Source organism: Dyadobacter psychrotolerans (assembly GCF_004349265.1).
GTDB lineage: Bacteria > Bacteroidota > Bacteroidia > Cytophagales > Spirosomataceae > Dyadobacter > Dyadobacter psychrotolerans.
Window position 1 is genome coordinate 66,288 of record NZ_SMFL01000010.1, and the last position, 24,068, is coordinate 90,355.

Annotated in this window: 14 protein-coding genes; 5 read left to right on the forward strand and 9 right to left on the reverse strand. The window is 43.5% G+C overall.

The annotated features are described in order from the left end of the window. Positions 1 to 6: 6 nt before the first annotated feature. Genes E0F88_RS23295 through E0F88_RS23310 form a run of 4 tightly spaced genes read right to left on the reverse strand, consistent with a single transcriptional unit; the run spans position 7 to position 7,065 of the window. Positions 7 to 2,412, reverse strand: a complete 2,406-nt coding sequence (locus tag E0F88_RS23295) for a hypothetical protein (protein ID WP_229213881.1) — start codon at positions 2,410 to 2,412, stop codon at positions 7 to 9. 17 nt (positions 2,413 to 2,429) lie between these two features. After that, positions 2,430 to 3,545: a DUF4249 domain-containing protein gene (locus E0F88_RS23300; protein ID WP_131960694.1), complete on the reverse strand. Its 1,116-nt coding sequence runs from the start codon at positions 3,543 to 3,545 to the stop codon at positions 2,430 to 2,432. A gap of 11 nt (positions 3,546 to 3,556) precedes the next feature. Next, the gene (locus E0F88_RS23305) at positions 3,557 to 6,325 is read right to left on the reverse strand and encodes a TonB-dependent receptor (RefSeq protein ID WP_131960695.1); all 2,769 of its coding nucleotides are present in this window, start codon (positions 6,323 to 6,325) and stop codon (positions 3,557 to 3,559) included. Next, positions 6,322 to 7,065 (reverse strand): hypothetical protein, encoded by a 744-nt coding sequence (locus E0F88_RS23310; protein ID WP_131960696.1) that lies wholly within the window; start codon positions 7,063 to 7,065, stop codon positions 6,322 to 6,324. Before E0F88_RS23310 ends, E0F88_RS23305 begins: the two co-directional genes overlap by 4 nt. A 251-nt stretch (positions 7,066 to 7,316) precedes the next feature. On the opposite strand from E0F88_RS23310, the gene E0F88_RS23315 reads away from it, so the two are divergent. Both E0F88_RS23315 and E0F88_RS23320 read left to right on the forward strand, forming a co-directional pair. Next, positions 7,317 to 8,378 (forward strand): NAD-dependent epimerase/dehydratase family protein, encoded by a 1,062-nt coding sequence (locus E0F88_RS23315; RefSeq protein WP_131960697.1) that lies wholly within the window; start codon positions 7,317 to 7,319, stop codon positions 8,376 to 8,378. Positions 8,379 to 8,575: 197 nt separating this feature from the next. Next, positions 8,576 to 9,424, forward strand: a complete 849-nt coding sequence (locus tag E0F88_RS23320; protein ID WP_131960698.1) for a hydroxymethylglutaryl-CoA lyase — start codon at positions 8,576 to 8,578, stop codon at positions 9,422 to 9,424. A 108-nt stretch (positions 9,425 to 9,532) separates the two neighbouring features. Here E0F88_RS23320 and E0F88_RS23325 read toward each other — a convergent pair whose 3' ends face one another. Next, a complete protein-coding gene (locus E0F88_RS23325) occupies positions 9,533 to 10,405 on the reverse strand; it encodes a PorV/PorQ family protein (protein WP_131960699.1) in 873 nt (290 codons plus the stop codon). A 59-nt stretch (positions 10,406 to 10,464) separates the two neighbouring features. Next, positions 10,465 to 11,580: a DUF8457 domain-containing protein gene (locus E0F88_RS23330; protein WP_131960700.1), complete on the reverse strand. Its 1,116-nt coding sequence runs from the start codon at positions 11,578 to 11,580 to the stop codon at positions 10,465 to 10,467. 110 nt (positions 11,581 to 11,690) lie between these two features. On the opposite strand from E0F88_RS23330, the gene E0F88_RS23335 reads away from it, so the two are divergent. After that, complete coding sequence (locus E0F88_RS23335; protein WP_131960701.1) at positions 11,691 to 12,290, forward strand: thymidine kinase; 600 nt, start codon at positions 11,691 to 11,693, stop codon at positions 12,288 to 12,290. Positions 12,291 to 12,518: 228 nt separating this feature from the next. Here E0F88_RS23335 and uvrA read toward each other — a convergent pair whose 3' ends face one another. Beyond that, entirely contained in the window at positions 12,519 to 15,380 is a 2,862-nt protein-coding gene (uvrA, locus tag E0F88_RS23340) for an excinuclease ABC subunit UvrA (protein ID WP_131960702.1), read from the reverse strand. Positions 15,381 to 15,695: 315 nt separating this feature from the next. Between uvrA and E0F88_RS23345 the strand changes: the two genes are divergently transcribed. Both E0F88_RS23345 and E0F88_RS23350 read left to right on the forward strand, forming a co-directional pair. Continuing rightward, the gene (locus tag E0F88_RS23345) at positions 15,696 to 18,956 is read left to right on the forward strand and encodes a SusC/RagA family TonB-linked outer membrane protein (protein WP_131960703.1); all 3,261 of its coding nucleotides are present in this window, start codon (positions 15,696 to 15,698) and stop codon (positions 18,954 to 18,956) included. 31 nt (positions 18,957 to 18,987) lie between these two features. Continuing rightward, positions 18,988 to 20,751, forward strand: a complete 1,764-nt coding sequence (locus E0F88_RS23350) for a RagB/SusD family nutrient uptake outer membrane protein (RefSeq protein ID WP_131960704.1) — start codon at positions 18,988 to 18,990, stop codon at positions 20,749 to 20,751. Between the two features lie 76 nt (positions 20,752 to 20,827). Here E0F88_RS23350 and E0F88_RS23355 read toward each other — a convergent pair whose 3' ends face one another. Beyond that, positions 20,828 to 22,285 (reverse strand): amidohydrolase, encoded by a 1,458-nt coding sequence (locus E0F88_RS23355; protein WP_131960705.1) that lies wholly within the window; start codon positions 22,283 to 22,285, stop codon positions 20,828 to 20,830. Between the two features lie 133 nt (positions 22,286 to 22,418). Beyond that, positions 22,419 to 24,065, reverse strand: a complete 1,647-nt coding sequence (locus E0F88_RS23360; RefSeq protein ID WP_131960706.1) for a RagB/SusD family nutrient uptake outer membrane protein — start codon at positions 24,063 to 24,065, stop codon at positions 22,419 to 22,421. Between the last annotated feature and the right edge of the window lie 3 nt (positions 24,066 to 24,068).

A 24,068-nucleotide genomic window follows, 5' to 3' on the forward strand; every position in this document is an offset into this window, starting at 1 on the left:
CTTCCCCTACAAACTCCGCTTCCCAACATAAAAATTAAAAGTCTTGCTGCCGGCAACACCCTTTTCAGTAATACCCTGCACCACAACTTTATAAGAGCCTGTTTGTTCGGAGGTAAAAAACTGAATTTGCGCTTTTCCGGTTTGGTCCGTCACTACATTCGGAGCCCAGTGAAGTAAATTTCGGAAGTCGGGCAGGCGGCTGACAAGTTCCGTCTGGCTGTCATATTTTGGCGCATAAAATTCCCGTTGCGCCTGCACACCTTCGTATTGCGTAATGAGCACACGCGGATCAGGTTCGAAACCGGCAAGATCATTTTTGTAGGTAGAAAAACTGACAATACCCGTAAAATTCATTGCACCCAACAGATACCAGGAACTCAGCAATTCTACTTTTTTAATTTTAAGGGGATCAATTTCCATGATTTTATCTACGTTAAAAACCGGGATACCGTCCAGCAAAACAAGTGGATCTGTTTTGTAAAACGTATTAGGCAGCAACTTATCCACCATCCGGAAGTGAAAACCTTTATCTCTTCTTCTGACCACAACTCCTCTTACATATTCCCTCAAAACTTCTTCCATTGTTGGGAAACGGGTAAAATCATCCAGAAAATACTTCTCATCAGGCACACCAAAAAACGCCAGAGAATCTGTCAGAACTGCTTTACGGGTTGTAAACAAACGTGGCAAGAAGGAGTTGCCGCTCTGCATATTGATGCTGCGTGTCAACAACGGATTACCCAGATTTTTATCAAACTTAAAAGCAGGAACAGCAGCCTGAGAAAACTGTTTTGAAAAGGGATTACTGATCTCAAATTTATAGGTAGAATCGCGCAGCAGATTGGTTTGCAGCGTGACCTCTTTTGCACCGGTAAAATTTTTAAGTTCAAACATAAAATTACCTTCCGCATCACTATGGTTCACATAAAGCTTTGCAGGAAAATCCAGCGCTGCAAGGTAGGAATCAATCCCCGGAGCCGGACTGTTGTCGGATATGTTCAATACTTTGCCCAAAACCAGATGTCCGTCAAATTCAGGAAGATGCTGGTATTTGGGTAATGTTCCGCCAAAGACATCTTCCCATTTAAACCTGCGCCAGCCATGCGAAATAATCAGATCATCCAGTTGACGATCCGTTTCCTTTGTATTGTTTTGAAAGTAATAGGCGGGATCTTCAATACGCCCTTTCAGGTCCGAAGTAAGAAAGAAATAACTTGAAATATCATTTTGTGCTAAGGCCTGGATACTGTCGGTCAGAAAAACCGAAACGGACATATTCGTCAAACTGCCTGTTGTTTCAGCAGACAAATTCATTGTTACTTTTTCCCTTGTAGCAAATTCAGGCTTGCCCACGCCCGCTTCAATATTCAGCCGTTTTTCAGGCCTTTTGAAATACAGTCTTTCACAAACTGGTTTGAGTTTTTCATTGAGAATAGTCATATGAGAAATGCCTTCGCCCAGCTGTGCGCGGTTGATCAGGAACTCAGTCCTGTTTCCTGCAAAGCTTTTTTTATCTGCAATCGGGTTGATTTGTCTTGTATGAGCTAGTAGATAAACCACGGATTGCTCCTCTTCTGCCGGACGGATTACACTTACCTTAATCAAATTGGAAGTCGAATCAGTCACGCGCATCACATAACCTCTTTCCTGTACCTGAGGCAATGGATAGGTATGTTCTTTGCCCTGGCTGTCGGTAATTATTGCACGGTAAGTGTCGGTTGTCTGAGGTTTAAAAATAAAACTTCCGATACCAAATTTACCAGGCTGAAACTTTACGATTTCATCATTTTGCCCACTGACAACAACCCCTTTAAATTGGATCCCTTTTCCATCCGGTCCTGCTGCACGAAACGCAACCTTACTTTCAAGACCTTTTACCAGATATCCGCCTTCCGGGAAAAACTGTACGTCATACGTGATTTCCTTTTTAGCATCCGGCTCGGGATCAAATTTCAGAAATGGGTTTACAACCGTAATATCGGTTTCAAAGAAATAATCTGCACCGAAATTTTTCATCCAGTTGGAATAACATCTTACTTTATAATTCCCGCTTACAACCGAAGCCGGAATCAGCAGCGATCCGTTTCCTTTGCCTTTCAGAAGAGAAAACTTGGTCTGAGCGACGGCATTATTCTCTTTGTCGAGTATTTCCAGGTAAGCCACTTTGCTCATATCCAGAAAACGATGGCGGGACCCGTCCAGATTATATGCCTTAAACCAGATCGTTTCTCCTATCAGATAGAAAGAGCGGTCAAGATGCACATATATTTTTTCCTGTAAAGCAGTAGTGCTGTAAAGATTAAACCTGTCTTTCAGCGATTTTACCATCGGATCATCCTGCCCGTAACTCCTGGCAGAACCAACAGCCAAGGTTAAAAAGAGGAGCAATATTTTTTTATATCTTTTTATCATAATCTTCACCGATATAGTTATTGCCAAAAAGGAGGTCTGATATTTGTTCCACCCTGTGCACGGCAATCCGCGCAAAAGCTGGAAGTTGTTAAAACGCTATCCATTCTTTCACCCTGATAACTGATTAGCATAATGCCGCTGGCTTTAAGCGCATCTGCCACCGACAAAGTATCAGGCGGATCGCACCTTGGATACAGTCCGCGGTTAGGCGTCAGGAAAATCCGTTTTGAAGTTTCCCGGGAAGCACTGAAATAGCCGAATACCAGTTCTTTTGGATTCGCAATATTTTTAATATTACCGGTTACCTGTGATGGCTGCGGGTCAAAAAGACTTCCGGTTCCCTGAGTCGTTTTGGCCAGCGCCGTCCAGTACTCAAAAGCGTCCTGCGTTAGACCAAACTGCTTGACCAGAATACTATATTTGATATAAAATTTATTGGTACTGATCGGTACGACGTTGATCGGCAAATCCCGTATCGCGTCGGCGCTCAGCTTGATGGTAGAACCCAGTGTGATGTTCGTAGAAAATGCCGATTTCCAGCACAGATTAATGTCTTCATTCCGATAGACGATCTCATTCTTTTTTGTATCAATAACCAGCGTAGAATAATACGCTGCCCTGTACTGATAGGTTTCTTCAAACTTCCATTTGTAAAACCGTGTTTTGTTGGTCGGGTCGTGTGTATTTACCTTAATAACCATAGCATCCCGTTCGGCATCGTAAACAGAACCCAGACTGTCAATCGGAGGTGTTGTCGTAACAGGAACATAATCCGACATATATTCCTTCCCGCCGGCAGTTTTGATCCTGAGCCGGTATTTTCCTGAAAGATTTACATTAATCGGAGGAAGAAAATAAGCCCCTTTTCCTTTTTCAGTGAAAGAATAGGCCGTCCCGGATTCCATCTCAACAGAAATCTTGGCACCGGTTTCAACCGATATCGCCGATCCGTCATTTGTATTTTGTGTCCGGCGAAGTTCAATTTTACTTGTATCGCTGCCTGCATTCAGAAAACCATCAACAACCAGATATTTTTCATCCGAATTTACTTCCGGCGGAGAGAAGGGTTCGATACAGCTATCCACACAGAGGAGCAGGATAAAAAAGCTAAATTTCAATAAATTATATTTCATAACATTCCTGCTTAGAATCTGAAATTGTAAGTAATCGTAGGAATAGGCTGTCCAAAAATCGAAAGCTGATAACCGTTGACCTGGCCATTAACTGTTTGAAAATAAACCGAACTCGGGTTTTTTCTCCCAAATAAATTATAAACTGCCAGCGTCCACGAGCTGTGTGCCAGCTTTTTGATCTTATGATTGCCTTCGATGTTCATGGCAAGATCCGTCCGGTAGTAATTTGGAATACGGAACTGGTTACGATCTGCATAATAAACTCTTTGTGCTCCATCGATGTAATATTTCCCGATCGGAGGCGTGTAAGGCCTGCCGGTGCTGTAAGTAAAGTTTAGAGAAACACTGAAACGATGTGAGAAGCGGTAATTGCTGATCATCGTAAAATCGTGGGGTTTATCGTAGTTGCTCGGGTACCAGTTGCCTTTATTCGGCGCATCTACCGACTCACGATCCGTTGCCCTTAGCAGCGTGCGGGAGTAAGTGTAACCCAGCCATCCGTTAAGCTTTCCGGTCATTTTTTTTACCATAAATTCAACACCGTACGCCTTGGCTTTCGTATTTAGCACAGCCGCTTCGATGTTGTGGTTCATGATCAGCGAATCACCGCCTTTGTAATCGAGGAAGTTTTTGATGTTTTTGTAATAACCCTCCAAAGAAACCTCAATCTTATTTCCTCTGAAATTACGGTACAGCCCAAGCGAAACCTGATCCCCGATTTGTGGCTTCACATACTTGTCACTTAACTTCCAGATGTCAGTCGGAGAAACCGTCATCGTGTTGGTCAGCAAGTGGATGTATTGCCGTAAAGTGTTATAACTGAGTTTCAGGGAAAGATTGTCCAAAACACTGTAACGCATCGAAGCCCGGTACTCGGGTCCGCCATAGTTCTTGATCGTCTTTCCTGAACCGAATTTTTCTGTTCCGTTTTCATAGATGTAGTCAACCGGAAAACCTGGCAGATAATTGTTAACCGTTTTGGGTCCAAGATATTGGTAAAAAGAAAAACGGATACCGGCTGTGATGGAAAGGCGGGGATTAACCTCAAATTTGTCTTCAATATAAATCGCGCTTTCGAGAGCCTGCTCCGGCTGCAGTGTATCCGGAATGATCAGAGATTCGGCACCCCGCGGAGTAAATGTTCCGGGCTTTAATTTGTAATATATTGAGCTTACACCAAAATCAAGCGTATGTCTTGGATCAATAACATAACTGAGATCGGCCTTAAAGTTGGACTGCTGAATATTAAATTTCAGGTCAAAGGAGTTAAGCGGTAGACCCGAAGCACCCATGGAATATTTGTACTGACTGTGCGAAACGGTATAAACGCTGTAAAGTTTCGGGTTAAAAGTATGTTTCCATTTTAAAGCAGCAAGCTGATTCTGATAGGTGTAAAGTGTATCACCATACAATCTGAAACGGTCATCGCTGACATAACCGGTTAAAAACAAACTATTTTTCTCATTGATCTCATGGCTCACATGCAGGTTGACATCATAAAACGAGGCTGAACTTTTGTTGTAAGCTGGATTATCCAGTGCTTTAATTACCCAATTGGAATAGGTTGAACGCCCGCCAAGCAGAAAAGACGTTTTATCTTTAACTATCGGGCCTTCTACGGTTAATCGCCCTGTTACCAGTCCGATCCCACCGGAAGCCACAAATTTTTTCTTATTTCCGTCACGGCTGTTGATATCAAGTACGGAAGATAACCTACCGCCAAATTTGGAAGGAATTGTACTTTTATATAACTCCACATCCCTTAATACATCAGGATTAAACGCAGAGAAAAACCCAAAAAGGTGGGAAGGATTGTAAATTACTGCATCGTTAAAAAGGATCAGGTTTTGATCCGTAGACCCTCCGCGAACGTTTAGCCCTGTGCTATTTTCACCAACAGATTTAATACCAGGCAGGGTAAGAATCGTACGAAGCAAATCTGTTTCACCAAAAACAGTTGGTACTTGCTTGAGATTTTTAATGGTCAGTTTCACCTGTCCCATCTGCGTGCTTACCACGTTTTTGTCCATTCCTGCTTTTACGGAAACTTCTTTTAGCGCAATCACGCTTTCGCGCATTTCGATGTCCAGTTTTCCATCGGAATAGAGGATAACCTGACGCTGGGTTTCGCGCATTCCAAAACTTTTAATTCTGACAAGTTGCTTGCCCCGCGGAATGCTTAAAGCATACAATCCAAGCGCATCCGTAGTCACACCAATCGAGGGTGACTCGATATAAACAGCAGCTCCGATCACAGGTTCACCTGTAATGGCATTTCTGACATAACCCGTGAGCGTGGAATTACCCGGTGTAATTTTTGTCTTTTTTATGCCAATTTCATGGACTTTACTCTCAGCGGAAGAAAGCAGCTTTTCCCTCACGCCGTCTTCCGGCCCGGCATAAGTTACCGCACCATTTTCAACAGCATTAGGATCGAACAGCCCAGGCTGAAGTTGTGTAATGATCCTCGGCCCCTGGGTAATATATATACGTTTTTGGCCATCGATGGCATATTCAAATTCAGAACCTTTGAAAACCTGGTCCAAAACCTCCCGGATAGTTTGATTTTCAACATTCAGGTCCAGTGAAAGCGAGTCGAAACGGACGGCATCGTAATAAAAGAAGTATTCGGTTTGTGATTCAACCTGTTTTACAAAATCATGAAAACGGGCAGAATCAAGACGCATTGTAATCTTTTTCTCAGGCACATTTTGTCCAAAGGAATTTTGGAGACACAATACTGAACAAAAGAGAAAGGTGAAGAGTAAAAGTTTTTTCATGGTTTGGCTAATGCGTCATACGTTGCAACCATCTTGGCAATGGCTGTTTCTCTTTCTGGTCTAAAAGCAATATTTTCGTCCCGCAGTGCTTTTCTGAGTTGTTTTTTGTATTCAGGAAACAAAGCAAGTACCGATTTTTTTGAACGGACGAAATTATACTTTCCATTTTTTCTGATGTAGAAAAAGCTTTTCTCAGGGAAATAAGCGATCACCCGTTTGTCCACAATTTTCTCCTGACGCTGTTTTGTCCTGCGTACCAGAAGCTGCGATTCGCCATTATATACAAGATCATAAAAACCGGTACGCATCTGCGGAGTGATATCCTTTCCAGATTCAAATCGTTTGAAGGTGTGCCCCTCATTCCAGAAATAATCAACCTTTTCAGACTGTAATAACATCGGATCGCCGTTCAAATGTTTTATAACCAGCTCATCCCTAACCAGATCATACATCAAAGCGACACTGTCAAACCGCTGTCCTTCATAAAAGACAATTCCCTTTTTCCACTTCCTTTCTTCGAAAAACTGGTGTTCTTCCATTCGGGAATCGTAGATATAGTAAAGCCGGCCGTTGTAGAGGTTTTGAGATTGGGCCGTAGCGGTCTTATAAAGTGAAACCGGATAGCTGGTTTCCGGCGGAGTTTCTAAAGAAATTCCGTTTGGTTCTGACGACGCTGTCTGCCCAAAAGAACATACCGATTTCAGTACCAAAACAGATAAAACAATGGTAAAAACGCGCATAAATAAACTGGTTTTATTCCTTTTACGCCACAGAACCGACTTTTGTGGCAGAGCGGGTATCAACCCATTAAAGAAGTGAACGCAAGTTACTTACTATTTAAAGACAATAATTATTTAGCAGGAAGCAAAAGCACGATTTCTTTCCAAAAACACAAAAAATGTGACGTTAACTATCCATTCTTATTGAATGATCCTAACTTTGGACTTTGGTTCATCACACATTCACTTTCATTCAATCACCAATTTCTTTTATGAAGATACTAATTACAGGAGGTGCAGGTTTCGTAGGCTCCGCCTTAGCAATATCACTTAAACTTAATTATCCTGACTACCAGATATTTGCTCTCGACAATTTAAAACGCCGTGGCTCCGAGCTTAACCTGACCCGGTTAAAAAAAGCTGGTGTTGAATTTGTTCACGGAGACATAAGAAATAAAGAAGATTTTGACAGTATTCCGGCTGTGGATACCGTTATTGAAGCTTCTGCGGAACCTTCGGTGCTTGCAGGATTGGACGGCACACCCGATTATCTGATCAATACCAATTTGGTGGGAACGGTGAACTGCCTTAATTACGCGCTGAAACATAAAGCTGCATTTATATTTCTGTCGACAAGCCGGGTGTATCCGATCAAAACGATTGAAACTTTAAATTTTGTTGAAGAAGAAACCCGTTTTGCACTATCCGACGACCAGCCGGTTCCGGGTGTTTCTTCAAAGGGAATAGCCGAAGACTTTCCGTTGAATGGCGCAAGATCATTGTATGGAACCACCAAGCTTGCTTCCGAACTGATCATTCAGGAATACAACGAGTTTTACAACCTTAAAACAGTAATTAACCGTTGCGGTGTTATTACCGGTCCCTGGCAAATGGGTAAGGTTGATCAGGGCGTAATGGTCTTATGGATTGCAAAACACTATTTTAATCAGCAGCTGGGTTATTTTGGCTACGGTGGAACCGGCAAACAAACCCGTGATATGCTGCACGTAGCTGATCTTTATCGTTTGATCGACTGGCAGCTTCATAATCTTGACAAAGTAAACGGAGAAATCCTGAATGCCGGCGGCGGACTTGAAAGCAGTGCGTCGTTGCAGGAACTTACAAAAGTTTGTCAGGAAGTAACCGGAAAGACAATTCCGATTAAGGTGGTTCCGGAAAACCGCACTGCAGATATTCGTTTGTACGTAACTGATAACACAAAAGTTACCGCTTTAACCGGCTGGAAACCCGAAATTGGCATACGTCTGATTGTGGAAGAGATCACGGCCTGGCTGGCAGAAAATGAGAAAGACCTTGCTCCTATTTTGATGTAATATTTAGGAATTTTAAGGTAGCTTTTGAACTGGAATTTTAAATTCTGATTCAAAAGCTGCCCAAAGGGCATCCTGTTTATAGAAAAGAATTCATAGACCTTCTCAACTCCGCAGGAGTTTCCTGTCCGAAGGAATTTTCTTTAAAATTTAAATTCAATCTTCCTGCAAAAACGGTACGATCATTTAAATTGCAAAACATGAAAATTATCGAATGCCCGAGAGACGCCTGGCAGGGCTATCATCCGTTTATCCCTACTGATCAAAAAATCGCTTACCTCAACCAACTGCTTCGGGTTGGTTTTGATACCATTGACTTTGGCAGTTTCGTATCTGCAACAGCCATGCCGCAGGTGAGTGACACAGCTGCGCTTCTTGAAAAACTTGATCTTTCGGTATCGGCTTCAAAATTGCTGGCCATTGTTGCAAACGAGCGTGGTGCACAGGAAGCCTGTACGTTTGAAAAAATAACCTATCTGGGCTACCCTTTTTCAATTTCTGAAACATTTCAGCTTAGAAATACCAACGCAACAATTGAGGAATCACTTCTTCGTGTTCAGCGCATTGCGGCGCTTTGCGAAAAAGCCGGAAAGGAACTGGTTATTTATCTTTCAATGGGTTTCGGGAATCCGTATGGCGACGTATGGAATCCGGAAATTGTAATGCAGTGGGTTGAAAAACTTAGTCAGTTTGGAATCAAAATTTTCTCCCTCGCTGATACAGTTGGCGTTGCAAAAACAGAAGATATTCAAGCACTTTTTTCAGCACTTATTCCAAAATGGCCTGATCTGGAATTTGGAGCACACTTCCATACAACCCAAGATCGTTGGGAAGAAAAAACAGAAACCGCCTATCTTGCCGGCTGCCGGCGTTTTGATGGTGCACTGCTGGGTTACGGCGGCTGTCCGATGGCTCAAAACGATCTGATTGGAAACATGCCAAGCGAAAGACTGATCGACTTTGCAAAAGAAAAAAATGAATTGATTAATATTGATTTGGAAGCGCTGGATCAGGCAAAGAGGATGTTTTTGGAATTAATTAGCAACTAGTTTTTTACCGGTCGGATGGCAAAAAAGCCATGCGACCGGAGAGGCTACCCGTCCCACGGCTTTTTCGCCGTCGGACGGGTAAAAGAATGTTATTTCAGAATAAAAAATTTACTCTTCCTCCTTTTTTTTCCAAAAACAATAACCCAGTGAAAAGTGATGCGACCAGCCAAGCTGCGCATGTGAATGCACCGCATAATCGAAGTAAAACTTCCCACCTTTAAAACCTGCACCAAAATGATTAGTCAGCGGGCGGGAATTTAAGCCGGTTCTGATGAATAGTTTTTTCAAGAACTGATATTCCAAACCTCCTTTTACAGAAACAGGCAAATCTGTGTTTTTATCAATTTCGGCAGTCAGTACCAGACTCTTTTGTGGTTTGTAAAGAAATCCGGCACGCAGCAAAGTAGGGACGCGATTTCCATAATCGCCGGAATAAGAGAATTGTGTCAGATTAAAAACATGTGCACCAAACGAAAAACGGGGCGAGAACTGAACAATTCCACCAAACTCGATTGCAATAGCATGTCGGCTGATGGTCAATGAAGGTGCATTAACAGCATTTTGAAGATAATTGACCTTCGCACCCAAACTGAATCGCCCTACTCTATGGCCGGCTCCAATTCCCAAAGCCAGCTGGTTGTAAAGTTTATCACCAAATCGTTGAACAGTAAATCCCGCTCCAAAATCATCACTTAACGGTAAAACGCCGCCAAATCCGATCGTGCTGATACCGTCAAAACCATAATGTGAATCGTAGGTAGAAATAACAACCGCTTCCTGAATACCGGCAAGTCCGGCAATATTGCTGAAGACAGAACTATTATCGGAATTAGCAACCGTTGCGCTGCCCATACCCCAGGATCTGGCACCGGCAGGAAAAGGAAAATCCTGACCGGGAGTTCTGCACGGTAGAAAAACAAAAATGAAGATTATTATGATGAAGTTTTTCTGTCGAGATAAATATCCAGATCGCTCTTTCATATTTACTGCGGCAGTTAAAAAGCTGCCGGTTATTTACCGGCAGCCCACTATGCTGAATATCAGCTAAATTTTCTTTTTACAATATTCAATAAAGCAGTAACGGCTTCTCCATTGACATCCCATGCATATTTTGAAGCATATCTATGCCAGATCAGATTTTGCGCCTCTTCATAACTTTTTACCATATCAAGCTCATAAATCGCTTTTTCGAAATGCTCGCTATTTTTGCTAAAAAGCTGATTTACAAACATAAACCTTTGACCCAACGGAATGGAAGCTGCAATGCTTTCCACTTTTACAGGTATCGTTCCATAAGATTTATCTTCACCCGGTTCGGGCATATTAGACTTAAAACGGTTATTAAGCGATTCCCGCTCTGTTGAATTGGTTTTAGCTACAATTTCGGATAAAACAGCTACACCAGGTTCGGCACGCTGCGGAGCGGCGGCAGGTTCAGGTCTTACGGTTTCACTTTCTCCAAAAGCGGCGTCAAAAAAAGATTTTGATTCAGATTTTAATGGAGCAACGTTTGCCTTTTGTTCTTCCTTCGGAAGCAGTTCAGAAAGGTTAAGCGGGAAGATCTCTGAAAACTGTATAAGATAAGGGTCTCTGTCATCCAGCAGATCTGCATTATTTTTAACTTCAAAAACCCAGCTAATAGCCTGCGTCTGATAAACAGATTCAGAACCGCTTTCCACCAGTTTTTGCAGCAAAGCTTCACCCATGGCGCGATGGATATGAGTGTATTTCACAAGCTGTTCTGCCTTTTCCTGTGTAAATTCGGAATCGGCAGGTAATCTTATTTTTTCCTCAAAGTAAACTTCCGGAGTAAATAATAATTTCAGCGCATCCTTCACAGAATCAAGCAGCAATGGTTCCAGGTCAGTGCGTTTTACTGCAATGTGTTGGGAAGCAGTGTTCATAAAAGCCTGAAGTGCCTGTTTTACTTCATCATTATCAAAATCAAAAAACACACTGCGGAAAGACTCCGCATTGCTTTTCCACTGTTCGAATAAACGATTAAGCATTCCAAGGTTCACCTGGCGTACCGGTGTAAGTTTTAGCAGCTGGGCACCGGTAACTATATCCTGCGACCGGTAGACTTCGTTCAAAACCGTAGTCGAGAACCGGGCAGCGTATTGATTGAGAGCAATTGAATTCAAACTATTCGACATACGAATAAGATCTTTTTAACGAAAGTGTTTAATAAAAATATGTTTGCTTTGTAAAGATAAATAAAATTAGCTGTTACGTCAGGTCTGCCTGATTCAATTATACCACTTACATGTTCATCGAACCATTAAACAGGAAAGCAAATCAGATCCCCAGAACCGGCTGGGTTGAAGTGATCTGTGGCTCCATGTTCTCGGGAAAAACCGAAGAATTGATCCGCAGACTCAACAGAGCCAAAATTGCGCGTCAAAAAATACAAATCTTTAAACCTGCTTTGGATCAACGTTACCATGTCGAGAACATTGTTTCTCACAACGACAATTATATCCGTTCCACACCGGTTTCATCCTCGGCACAAATCCTCGAATTGGCCGAAGATTGCGAAGTTGTCGGAATTGATGAAGTACAGTTTTTTGACGAAAATATTGTCGGAGTGGTTGATGGACTGGCAAATTCAGGAAAACGCGTGATCGTTGCCGGGCTGGATATGGATTACTTGGGTAAACCATTTGGCTGCATGCCGCAGCTGATGGCCATTGCGGAATTTGTCACCAAAGTGCATGCAATCTGCATGGTTTGCGGTGAAGTAGCCTCGCATTCATACCGCCTTTCAGAATCCAATGAACGTGTATTATTGGGAGAAACAGATCTTTACGAAGCGCGTTGCCGGAGATGTTTTAATTTAGGAGAGGAAGTTTCGCATCGGGAGTAGATTTGGTTTTCGGAAAATATTGTGTCATAGATGACAAGCTGCCCTGATAGAAAGAAGGCTCCTAAGGAGCCCGCCACCACTCTGGTTGTGACGGCTCTTCTATAAACAGGTGGCTTCTATGAAGCAGCAATCGCAACACAGAATTTGCCCCATCGGGGCATCCTGTTTATAGAAAAACATTAAAACAACATCCCAATTAACTCCATAGGAGTTTCCCTGTTAGCACCCTCACCCCTTCAACTCCTCTTTCAAAAAATGTCCGGTATAACTGCCTTTCACCTTTGAAACCTTTTCCGGGGTACCTTCTGCGATAATACGGCCGCCTAATGCCCCGCCTTCGGGTCCTACATCAATTACATGGTCAGCCACTTTAATTACATCCAGATTGTGCTCAATTGTCAAAACCGTATTTCCTTTCTCGACGAGTTTGTTCAAAACATTGAGCAAATGGCGGATGTCCTGAAAATGAAGCCCGGTTGTAGGTTCATCCAGAATGTAAAGTGTCTTACCGGTATCTCTTTTCGACAATTCTTCCGAAAGTTTCACACGCTGTGCTTCTCCGCCGGAAAGCGTAGTAGCATGCTGCCCAAGCGTAATATAACCCAGGCCGACGTCGTTCAATGTCTGTACCTTTCTCAAAATACGGGGCTGATTTTCAAAGAATTCAAGTGCTGTTTCCACTGTCATATCCAAAATATCCGCCACCGATTTTCCTTTAAAACGAACTTCCAAAGTCTCACGGTTGAACCGTTTTCCTTTGCAGGTTTCGCAATTGACATGTACATCCGGCAGGAAATCCATCTCAATTTTTTTCATACCCGCTCCCTCACAATCCTCACATCTTCCGCCTTTCACATTAAATGAAAAACGACCAGGTTTGTAACCACGGATCTTCGCCTCGGGAAGCTCTGCAAATAGGATACGGATGTCACTGAAAAGATTGGTATATGTAGCCGGATTTGAACGTGGTGTCCGTCCGATCGGAGACTGGTCCACCTCAATTACCTTATCAATATGTTCAAGTCCTTCAATGCTTTTGTAGGCAAGAGGTTCACGTCTTGATTTATAAATATACTGATTTAACAGCGGGAACAGCGTTTCATGAATCAGCGACGATTTCCCGCTTCCGCTCACACCGGTAACACAAACCATTGTCCCCAGCGGGAATGACAGATTTACATTTTTAAGATTGTGACCCGTGCAGCCTTTCAGCGAAATAACATTTCCGTTTCCTTTCCTGCGTTTTTTGGGTACTGCAATACTTTCCCGTCCACTCAGATATTCTGCAGTCAGTGAGCCGTTTTTAATAAATTCTTCCGGCGTACCCGCACCTACAACATTTCCGCCATGCCTTCCGGCTCCCGGCCCGATGTCCAGGATATAATCGGATGCAAGCATCATGTCTTTATCATGTTCAACCACCAAGACCGTATTGCCCAGATCACGCAGACTTTTCAGCGAATTAATCAAACGTACGTTGTCCCGTTGGTGTAATCCGATGCTTGGCTCATCCATGATATACAAAACGCCTGTCAGCTGTGTTCCAATCTGTGTAGCCAACCTGATCCTTTGTGCTTCACCGCCCGAAAGCGTTCTTAAAGCTCTGTTTAAAGTCAGATAATCCAATCCGACATCCAGCAGAAAACCAACCCTTTTACGGATTTCTTTCAAAACCTCATGACCGATCACACGCTGTCTTTCTTCAAGGCGGTCTTCCAGATTCACCAGCCAGTCGGCCAGCACGCGGATATCGCTATTGGAAAGCTCGGCAATGTCCTTTCCGTCTACTTTAAAATGCAGGGATTCCTTTCTTAATCGTTTCCCGTTACATTCAGGACAGGTTTGAATAACCAGAAAATCTTTCAACCAATCCTGGATTTTATCGTTTCCGGTTTCCTGCTGGCGTTTCAAAAAGTTAATAATCCCGTCAAACTTCGTTTCCCATTCTGTTCCCGGATATTTTTTTGAAGGAACAGGAACCGCATCTTCACTTCCAAAAAGAACCATTTTGATTGCTTCCTCCGGAAATTTATTCAAAGGCGTGGACATGTTTACCTTGAACGGTTTCAGCAATACTTCCAGCTGCTTGAAAATCCAGGCTTCCCTGTATTCTCCCATTGGCGCAATACCTCCCTTGCTAATGCTCAGGGATTTATCCGGCATGATGGATTCTTCCGTAATTTCCTCTACAACGCCCAAACCCTGGCAGGTCGGACACCAGCCATAAGGTGAGTTAAACGAAAATGCATTCGGTGCAGGATCGTCATAACTGATACCCGATTCCGGATCCATCAGGTTTTGGGAGAAATAATAGGTTTCGCCTTTTTGGTCTAAAACCATAAGCGCACCTTTTCCTTGTTTAATAGCCGTAGCAACCGACTGGCTCAAACGATACCGTGACTGTGGATCATCTTCTTCCTTTTTAGGAACCACACGGTCGACGACTATTTCAATATCATGGACCTTGTAACGGTCCAGCTGCATTTTTGGAACGATATCCTGTACTTCCCCGTCCACACGCACTTTGGTATAACCCATCCTTGCAATCTGGACAAAAAGCTCGCGGTAATGCCCTTTACGGCCTTTCACAGCAGGTGCAAGCAACACCGTTTTCTGTCCCAGAAACTGCGTCATCAGCTGATTGACAATCTGGTCCTGGGACTGTTTCACCATTTTCCTGCCCGTTACATACGAATAGGCCTCACCCGCTCTCGCATACAGCAAACGCAGGAAGTCATAAATTTCAGTTACCGTACCAACCGTAGATCGCGGGTTTCGTGAAGTCGTTTTTTGCTCGATGCTGATTACCGGAGAAAGGCCACTGATCTTATCAACATCGGGACGTTCCATTTCTCCAATAAAGCCTCGGGCATAAGCCGAAAAACTTTCCATGTAACGTCTTTGCCCTTCCGCATAAATCGTATCGAAGGCAAGAGAAGATTTCCCGCTTCCGCTGATACCGGTTACAACAACCAGTTTGTTGCGGGGAATGCTGACGTCAATATTTTTTAAATTATGCTCTCTGGCTCCCTGCACTTCTATCAGATCCTGGCCTTCAAGTGTAACATCAATCGTTTGTTCCAATTCCATCCAATCCGTTTTTTTCCTCTTTTTCACCCGAGGTTAATAGAATAACCACAAATGTAATCCTTGAGTTGCAAAAATCTGTGCCCAATATTTTGGTTAAAAACGTATAGTCCACTTAGCATGAAATCAAGATTATGACGGTAAGTGCAAACGTTTGTTTAGTAGGATAATAATCAGAAACACTCATTTTGTAACCATTATTATATTTATATTTTTTCTTATTTTAATCCTTTATTAATTTCTATTTGTCACCGATTAATGTAATTTTGAAAGTATTTTGATAAAAACTTATACATTTTTAACACGAACAAATTTACTATGAAAGAAAATCTACGAAGCCACTTATGGTTAATCATCCTCTTACTGACGACGCTATGCTGTACGGTCAGTTATGCGCAGGAAAAGAAAGTTACAGGTAAAGTTTCGTCTGCTATTGACGGAACAGGAATCCCCGGAGTAAACGTCCAACTGAAAGGTACCAATGTCGGAACAGTAACCGACGCTGACGGACAGTATTCTATTGAAGCCAGCGGCGCAGACGCTACACTGGTCTTTTCTTCGATCGGTTATATTAAGCAGGAAATTACGGTTGGTACCAGATCGGTGATTGACACGAAGCTCTCCGACGACATTAAAAGTTTAACTGAAGTGGTAGTAACCGGCTACGCTTCTCAGCGCAAGCAGGATATAACCGGGGCTGTAACAGTAATTAATACAAAGGAGCTTACCGCAGTTCCTGCCGCCAGTGTTACGCAAATGCTTCAGGGACGTGCTGCCGGAGTTACAGTAGGTAACGACAACTCTCCGGGAGGTGGCACCATGGTACGTATCAGAGGATTCGGATCTATTAATAATAACAGTCCGCTGTATGTAGTTGATGGTGTGCCAACACAGGGAACTCTAAATCAGATCAACCCAAATGATATCGAATCCATGCAGGTACTGAAGGATGCATCAGCTGCTTCAATTTACGGTGCCCGTGCTGCAAACGGTGTTGTGATTATTACAACTAAAAAAGGAAAACCGGGAGCGCCAAGTATGACATTTGACTTTTACACAGGTACTCAGCGCCCTGGTAAAATGCTGGATCTCTTAAATACAAAAGAACTGGGGCAATATTTGTACTTGTCTGACCTAGGTGCCGGCAAAAATCCGTCGGCTACTTCTCCATCAGCTCAGTATAAATTTGATGAAAATGGAAACCAGACTATTGCAGATTATATTTATCCCAATGTATTTGGAACGCTTCCCAGTAATTATACCTACACCAATGACATCGCCGATCCTAAACTGGGGACTACCGCTTTTAACATAACAAAGGCAAATAAGGAAGGCACTGATTGGCAGGATGTTATTTTTGATCCGGCTCCTATTACCAATTATCAGATAGGTGCAAGCGGAGGTTCTCAAAATGCGAAATATGCCATTTCTGCTAACTACTTCAAACAAGATGGTATTCTGAAATACACGAATTACAAGCGTTACTCCATCCGTGCAAACACTGAATTTACCAAAGGAAAAGTAACAGTAGGAGAAAACCTGACCTTCTCTTATGACGAAAGACAGGGAATAACGAACAATGACGAAAGTAATCCAATCATGTTTGCCATTCGTGTCCACCCTATTATTCCGGTTTATGACATCACCGGAGGTCCGAAAGAACTTGGAGGCGAGAATACATCTGCATACAATGGTTTTGCAGGAAGCCGGGGAAGTAATTTAGGAAATGCACCCAACCCATTTGCACGGCTTTATCGTGAAAAAGATAATATTACCAAAGGGACACACGTCTTTGGGAACGCATATGCTCAGGTTGACATTTTGCCGGGACTTACCGGTCGAACCAGTTTCGGTCTTGAGTATAACCAGTCGAACCGTTCGGAATATTTTCACCGGGATATTGAAGCTGCTGAGGCAAGAAATGCGAACAGCCTGAACGTAATTAATAACCTGGATCGCTCATTTACCTGGTTCAATACATTAAATTACACTAAAATATTCGCAGGATCTCACAACATCAACATTTTAGTAGGTACCGAGGCTGTTAAGACTTATGAAGCAGCATTTCAGGCAAGCAGAAGCGGATTCGCCTTTGACGACCTTGACTACCGTTATCTGGATGCAGGTTCTGCGGCTGGTTTGGCAAATGCAGGTGCAGGAGCTATCAGGAGTGCCCTCTTTTCGCAATTCGGCAAAATCAACTACGGTTATAAAGACCTCTTACTAGCGGATTTCACCCTGCGCCGTGATGGATCATCCCGTTTTTCAGAAGCCTATCGTTATGGTATCTTCCCGGCGTTTTCTGTAGGTATGCGTATGACTGAGTTGGGTTTTATGAAACCAACACGCAAAGTTTTGGATGATTTGAAACTTCGTTTCGGCTGGGGTAAAACAGGGAATCAGCTGATTCCAAATGTTTATAACGCATATACACTATATGCAGCTGATCCTCTTAACAATGGGTACGATATTAACGGTACCGGCTCATCCATTGTCGGCGGATTTGACCTTGTCCAATTCGGTAATGCAGCTGGAAAATGGGAAACCAATACTTCTACAAACATTGGTATCGACGCGGTTTTATTAAAGAGTAAACTTGAAGTCGTACTCGATTTTTACAACCGCAAAACTACAGACATGCTTACGCAGATAGCGATGCCCCGTACCGCCGGTACAGGAACGATTCCTTATACCAATATCGGAGAAGTGTCCAACAAGGGTTTTGATATCGGAATCAACTACCGCGACAGAAGAGGTGACTTCTACTACACATTGGGTGTAAATTTTGGCCATTATAAAAACAACGTTGAAAAGCTGAACAATGACCCTAACTCAACCATTTTTGGATTTGCAACCAGACTTCCTGCCATGTCAGCTACCAAGGCCGGATATCCAATCGCCAGCTACTACGGATACTTTGTTGATGGTGTAATAAAAGACCAGGCAGAAGCTGACGCCGCTCCGAAATTTGGTTCGTACACCCGTGAAGGTGTTTTCAAATTCAGAGATGTAAACGGAGACGGAATCATCACTGCTGCCGACAGAACTATTATCGGCAGCCCCCATCCGGACTTCAACTACGGTGTGAACCTGAACGTAGGATACAAGGCGTTTGACCTGACAGCATTTGGACAGGGTGTATATGGAAATGAGATATTCAACTACACCAGATACTGGACAGATTTCAACGTGTTTCAGGGTAACAGATCGAAGGACATGTTATATAACTCCTGGAAACAATCCGGTGATAACGCCAAGCTTCCAAGACTTAACTCTGGTGATGCTACCAGTCAGCAGGTATCCTCTTACTTCCTGGAAGATGGCTCTTATTTCCGTATCAAAAACATTCAGCTGACGTATACAATACCGCCGATGCTTTTGAAAAAAATCAAAATTGCTTCCGCACAGGTATACATACAAGGTCAAAACATGTTCACATTCACCAAATACACAGGTCTTGATCCTGACATTAACCTGAGAAGATCGGGCAATAACAACGAGGACAAACACCTGGGTGTAGATGAAGGTGCTTATCCTGTTTCAAAATCCTACCTGGTCGGTCTGCGTTTTGGTTTCTAATTTCTGACATTAACGAAATTCATAAAATACAATGAAAAAAATAGCAATCATTCTCCTGCTGACCGGACTGAGCTTTTCATGCTCCGACAGTTTTTTCGATCTGAAACCGCAGGGACGGGCATCAGTGGAACAGTTAAGCAACAAAAATGGGGTGAATGCCCTTTTGATAGGTGCCTATTCGCTTGTTGACGGAGTTGGATCAGGTAACACCGGTCGACAGTCTACAGTCTCAAATTATGTTTTTGGTGGAATTGCCAGCGATGATGCCGTAAAAGGAACGGATGCAGGTGACCAGCCTGAGCAGTCATTTATCGAGCAATACAACTGGCTTTCCGACAACACTTACTTTTTGGGTAAATGGTGGCATCAGTATGATGGCGTTGCAAGATGTAACGAGGTAATTCAGATTGCGAATAGCGATTTGATTAAGGATATGACCAAAGAGGAAATCCTTCAGGTTACAGCAGAGGCACGTTTTCTGAGAGGATTCTTCCATTTTGAAGCAAAAAAAATGTGGAACAAAATCCCTTTCATTGACGAAGTTATTTACAAGTCGGCTGATCCAAATTCTACCAAAGTACCTAATACCGAAGATATTTGGCCTAAAATTGAAGCTGATTTTGATTTCGCTGCTAAAACTTTACCCGGAGTACAATCCCAAAAAGGAAGAGCTACACAATGGGCGGCGAAATCTTTCCTTGCCAAAACCTATTTGTTCCAGAAAAAATGGGCTCAAGCAAAAACTTTACTTACCGATGTATTAACAAATTCAGGAAAAAAATTGGTTGCAAACTATCATGACAACTACCGTACTACCGGAAACAACAATACTGAATCAATCTTTGAAATTCAATTTTCGGTAAATGATGGGACAAACGGAAATAATGGAAATGCCGGTGATAACTTAAACTGGCCGTACTCAGCCGGAGCTCCCGGACGAGGTTGCTGTGGATTTTATCAGGCTTCTCATAATCTGGTGAATGCATTTAAAACTGAAAATGGTTTACCAATGATCGGTAGTGCCGCGGACGGAACAGCGGATACCTACAATAAGGTTGATTTACCAAGCGATCAGGGTATAAATGCAACCACAGCATTTACTTTGGATAAAACTATCCCTGTAGATCCCCGCCTTGACTGGACCGTAGGACGCAGAGGTGTCAACTTCCTCGATTGGGGCCAGATGCCCGGTTCTTCATGGATTCGTGACCAGGCTTATGCAGGACCTTTCACAGGTAAAAAATGGATGTATTATGTAGGTGAAGAAAATAGTACGACCCATTCAACCAGCAGACGTAACGTAAATAACAACTTCCGTATGATCAAACTTTCTCACATAATACTATGGCTAGCGGAATGTGAAACAGAGCTTGGAAATCTTGCAGCTGCAGAAAGCTTGGTAAACCAAATCCGAAACCGTGCAAAAACAGGTTCAGTACAGGACGCAACAGTTAAATATGTGGTGGAACCGTATCCGGCAGGTACTTTTGCGGGCAAAGGAGCCGACTATGCAAGAAACGCTGTCCGAATGGAACAACGACTTGAGTTTGCCATGGAAGGTCATCGTTTCTTCGACCTGGTTCGCTGGGGAATTGCCGCAAAAGTGCTGAATAAATACGCCGCCGAAGAATCGGTGCCAGGAAAAGAGCCTTCCGGACGTACGTTCAGCAAAAGAGGATACATGGTTGGAAAAACATTTACTGAAAAAAATAACTACTATCCACTGCCTCAGGATGAAATTCTGAATAGCCAGTTAGATGGCAAACCAACGCTGACACAAAACCCCGGATATTAACTAAAAACCAAACATAACGCAGAACGCCGGTCGAATATCTGACCGGCGTTTCTGTTTTAATATAATCTTGGGAAAATTACTTTCTGTAATCCAATGCCGGTTTCCTGTTCCCCACCATCGCTTCGTATTTGAAGTTTTGTCCTCTTGCTTTAAGCCAGTCGGCTTGTGCAGTTTTGATCAAAGCAGGATCTTTGAAAAGATCAATAGCCGTAAGCGCTAACGTTTTGGCGGCAACCATCATTCCTTTTGGGCCGATGGTCATTCCGCCTGCGGCAACTGCCTGCCAGCTATGTGCAGGCGTACCCGGCACCCAGGTAGCCGCAGCAAGACCAACCGTTGGTACTGCCCAGCTTACATCACCAACGTCTGTTGAGCCACCCATGCTTTCCGGATCTGTTGAAAACGGAGCAACTTTTTCGGCCATTGAATAAAGCGGGCTCATTTTACCGGGGACAACCAGTGATGGAATCAATTTTTCAGCAAAAGCAATTTCTTCCGGACTGTATTTTAATCCACCCACAACGTCAAGATTTTTATGCATTGCTCTGGCCAGCGATTCTATTGGCAAGAGATCATAAGCGCCGCCGGTAACTTCCAGTTCCACTTTTGTTCCTGTTCCCATCGCTGCGCCCTCAGCAGCCTTCACCATTCTGCTCCATACATCACGCACCACTTCACGGTTTGGATGGCGGGCATAATAATAAACTTCTGCAAAAGCAGGAACAACATTTGGTGCTTCTCCACCCCTGGTAATTACATAGTGAATTCTTGTTTCCTGAGGTACGTGCTCACGCATCATGTTCACCATGTTGTTCATAGCTTCAACGCCGTCAAGCGCAGAACGTCCGCGTTCAGGAGCACCGGCAGCATGTGCTGCGATACCTGTAAACCGGAATTTACCTGAAATATTGGCAAGGGAACTGGACGGATTTGCACCGTTACGGTCGGCTGGATGCCAGTGAAGAACAATATCTGAATCTTTGAAAACGCCTTCGCGAACCATATAAACTTTTCCTGAACCGCCTTCTTCCGCAGGACAGCCCATGAGTTTGATCGTTCCCGTTTTCCCTCCTTTTTTAAGCCAGTCCTTTACAGCAATGGCAGCAGCAGATGAGCCGGTACCAAACAAATGATGCCCGCAGGCATGTCCTGCTTTTTGCCCTTCGATAACCTTGCGGTCGGCTACAGCCTCCTGCGCCATACCTGGAAGTGCATCAAACTCAGCAAGAATACTGATCACTGGTTTGCCGCTTCCGTATGTCGCCACAAAAGCAGTAGGGATTCCTGCAACGCCTTTTTCAACTGCAAAACCTTCCCTTTTTAATTCTTCCTGAAGAATTTCAGAACTTTTGTATTCCTGATAACCCACCTCTGCCAGATCCCATATTTTTTTTGAAATCTCTGCATAATGATCCTTTTTCGCTTCCAATCCCCCGATGACTTCCTTCTGTTCCTTATTAAATGTAGTTTGCGCTTCAAGGGTAAAGACACTCAAACACATTAGTATTGAAACGCCTAATTTATTTCTTTTCATAAAAATAACTTTTATCATCAATGTGGCATTGACGAAATTAAACATTGTGATACAAAAGAAAAACATGACGATAGTTTTATCCATCTTCATGCTCCCCTTTATCGCGCATTAATTGAACTCCGTTTATTGATTTCTAGAAATTCGGGTTCTTAATTGCTGCTCCGGTTGTCGGATTAAGTTCGGCTTCATCAGCAGGCACATCCCAATAATCCATGAAGTTGTAGTTGACGGTAACGTTGGTATGTACCTTCTCATTCAGGTAAAACGTATTTCCATAACCACCTCCGCCTTTAGAAATATCATAGGTAATCCCCCACCTTCTATAGTTGTAGAACGACAACCCTCTGAATGCAAGCGCTACTCTACTTTCCAAAAAAAGCTCCTTCATCGCTGCGGCTTCCGTAGTAACTGTCACCGCTACCGGAGCTATACCGGCTCCCATATGGCTCCGAACGGCGTCAACATAACCTAAGCCAGTTGCAATGGAGCCCAGTCTGATGTTTGCCTCTGCCAGCATCAGGGCATTTTCTTCATAGCTTCCAGCAATGAAAAGCTCGTACTCACCTATCTCACGGCTTCCATAATCATAAATACCCTTACCCACGAGGCCATTGGTATTGGTATGCCGGGTACCAAAGAACGTATGCCCAAACGACGCAGTCCCAAAATTCCCCAACCGGGCATCGCCGGCCTTGAAATTTTGAACGAACCGCTCACTGATATGGAAGGTTGGACTAGGGCCGACAGACAACGAAGCTGCGGTTCCTCCGCCGGCAGTAAAGAAGCCATTGGTGGATAAGGATCTACCGGTAAAGACGACATCTCCCTGCTGGATGCCATTAGTTGCCAGTTTTAATACCTCCTGCCAATTTGCAGCGGTCATCTTTGGGATGGTTGCTCCAGTGATCGTGGCCGAAGGATTGCCGTTGACAAACGGGGCAAGGTGGTTGACCAGGATGTTGCGGGCCAGCATCGTGTTTACATTACGTTTCCATACTGCAACCGAAGGCACCCCGCCATTCCCCGTTTGCGTAAAAGCCGGAATGAGACTGGTAAGAATATTGGAATAGGTGGATTGATCACTTACACCGTCCAATGTAGTAGCAGCCAATTTAAAATAATAGTTGGATCTTTCAATCACCGCATCCTGGGTTACGTAATTACTGGAGGTCGCCCCGAATTCATCAATAATCAGACCTGAGTAGTACATTGAGCCAATGGACGCATAAGCGTACCCTTTCCACCAATAGCACCAAGCTTCAAAAGTTGCCTTTGTTGATGCATCGCTGGTAATCGTTGGAATGAGAGTAAGCACTTGGTTGCAACCGTTGTTGAGCGCATACATATTTAGCCATTGATAATAAGTGGCATTGTAGCCCGAGCCCGTACGGGCACGCGTATTATTATCTCTCATTTCAGTAACATTAGAAATGGCGGTTTCAACTTTGGTACCGTCTGGAAGGGTAAAATAATTGGCCTGCCCTATCCGGTTTATGTTCTGGTTGAGGGCAGTTATTGCCCCCACCATATCACCCAATAACTCCTGGTAACCGTACGGCAGCGAAAAATAACTATTTCCCAACCAGTCATCGCCGTCGTAAAAACCATCGCGATAAACCACCCCCTGTGCAAGGGAGCTCAGACCACTCACCGAAGTGACGTTAGCGGACAGGGTAGGAGAATTTGGGTTACCTACCTCAAGCTGATCTTTGCAGGCAAAATTGCCTCCCATCACGAATGCTATCATCAGCACCCAAATGAATTTGCTTTTTATTATCATAAT

What these genes read in the sequence shown, in the direction of transcription:
- E0F88_RS23335 (WP_131960701.1), top strand. Translation starts at nt 11,691, where the DNA reads ATGTTCATCGAACCATTAAACAGGAAAGCAAATCAGATCCCCAGAACC.
- E0F88_RS23350 (WP_131960704.1), top strand. Translation starts at nt 18,988, where the DNA reads ATGAAAAAAATAGCAATCATTCTCCTGCTGACCGGACTGAGCTTTTCA.
- E0F88_RS23345 (WP_131960703.1), top strand. Translation starts at nt 15,696, where the DNA reads ATGAAAGAAAATCTACGAAGCCACTTATGGTTAATCATCCTCTTACTG.
- E0F88_RS23360 (WP_131960706.1), bottom strand. Translation starts at nt 24,065, where the DNA reads ATGATAATAAAAAGCAAATTCATTTGGGTGCTGATGATAGCATTCGTG.
- E0F88_RS23310 (WP_131960696.1), bottom strand. Translation starts at nt 7,065, where the DNA reads ATGCGCGTTTTTACCATTGTTTTATCTGTTTTGGTACTGAAATCGGTA.
- uvrA (WP_131960702.1), bottom strand. Translation starts at nt 15,380, where the DNA reads ATGGAATTGGAACAAACGATTGATGTTACACTTGAAGGCCAGGATCTG.
- E0F88_RS23355 (WP_131960705.1), bottom strand. Translation starts at nt 22,285, where the DNA reads ATGAAAAGAAATAAATTAGGCGTTTCAATACTAATGTGTTTGAGTGTC.
- E0F88_RS23295 (WP_229213881.1), bottom strand. Translation starts at nt 2,412, where the DNA reads ATGATAAAAAGATATAAAAAAATATTGCTCCTCTTTTTAACCTTGGCT.
- E0F88_RS23330 (WP_131960700.1), bottom strand. Translation starts at nt 11,580, where the DNA reads ATGTCGAATAGTTTGAATTCAATTGCTCTCAATCAATACGCTGCCCGG.
- E0F88_RS23315 (WP_131960697.1), top strand. Translation starts at nt 7,317, where the DNA reads ATGAAGATACTAATTACAGGAGGTGCAGGTTTCGTAGGCTCCGCCTTA.
- E0F88_RS23325 (WP_131960699.1), bottom strand. Translation starts at nt 10,405, where the DNA reads ATGAAAGAGCGATCTGGATATTTATCTCGACAGAAAAACTTCATCATA.
- E0F88_RS23305 (WP_131960695.1), bottom strand. Translation starts at nt 6,325, where the DNA reads ATGAAAAAACTTTTACTCTTCACCTTTCTCTTTTGTTCAGTATTGTGT.
- E0F88_RS23300 (WP_131960694.1), bottom strand. Translation starts at nt 3,545, where the DNA reads ATGAAATATAATTTATTGAAATTTAGCTTTTTTATCCTGCTCCTCTGT.
- E0F88_RS23320 (WP_131960698.1), top strand. Translation starts at nt 8,576, where the DNA reads ATGAAAATTATCGAATGCCCGAGAGACGCCTGGCAGGGCTATCATCCG.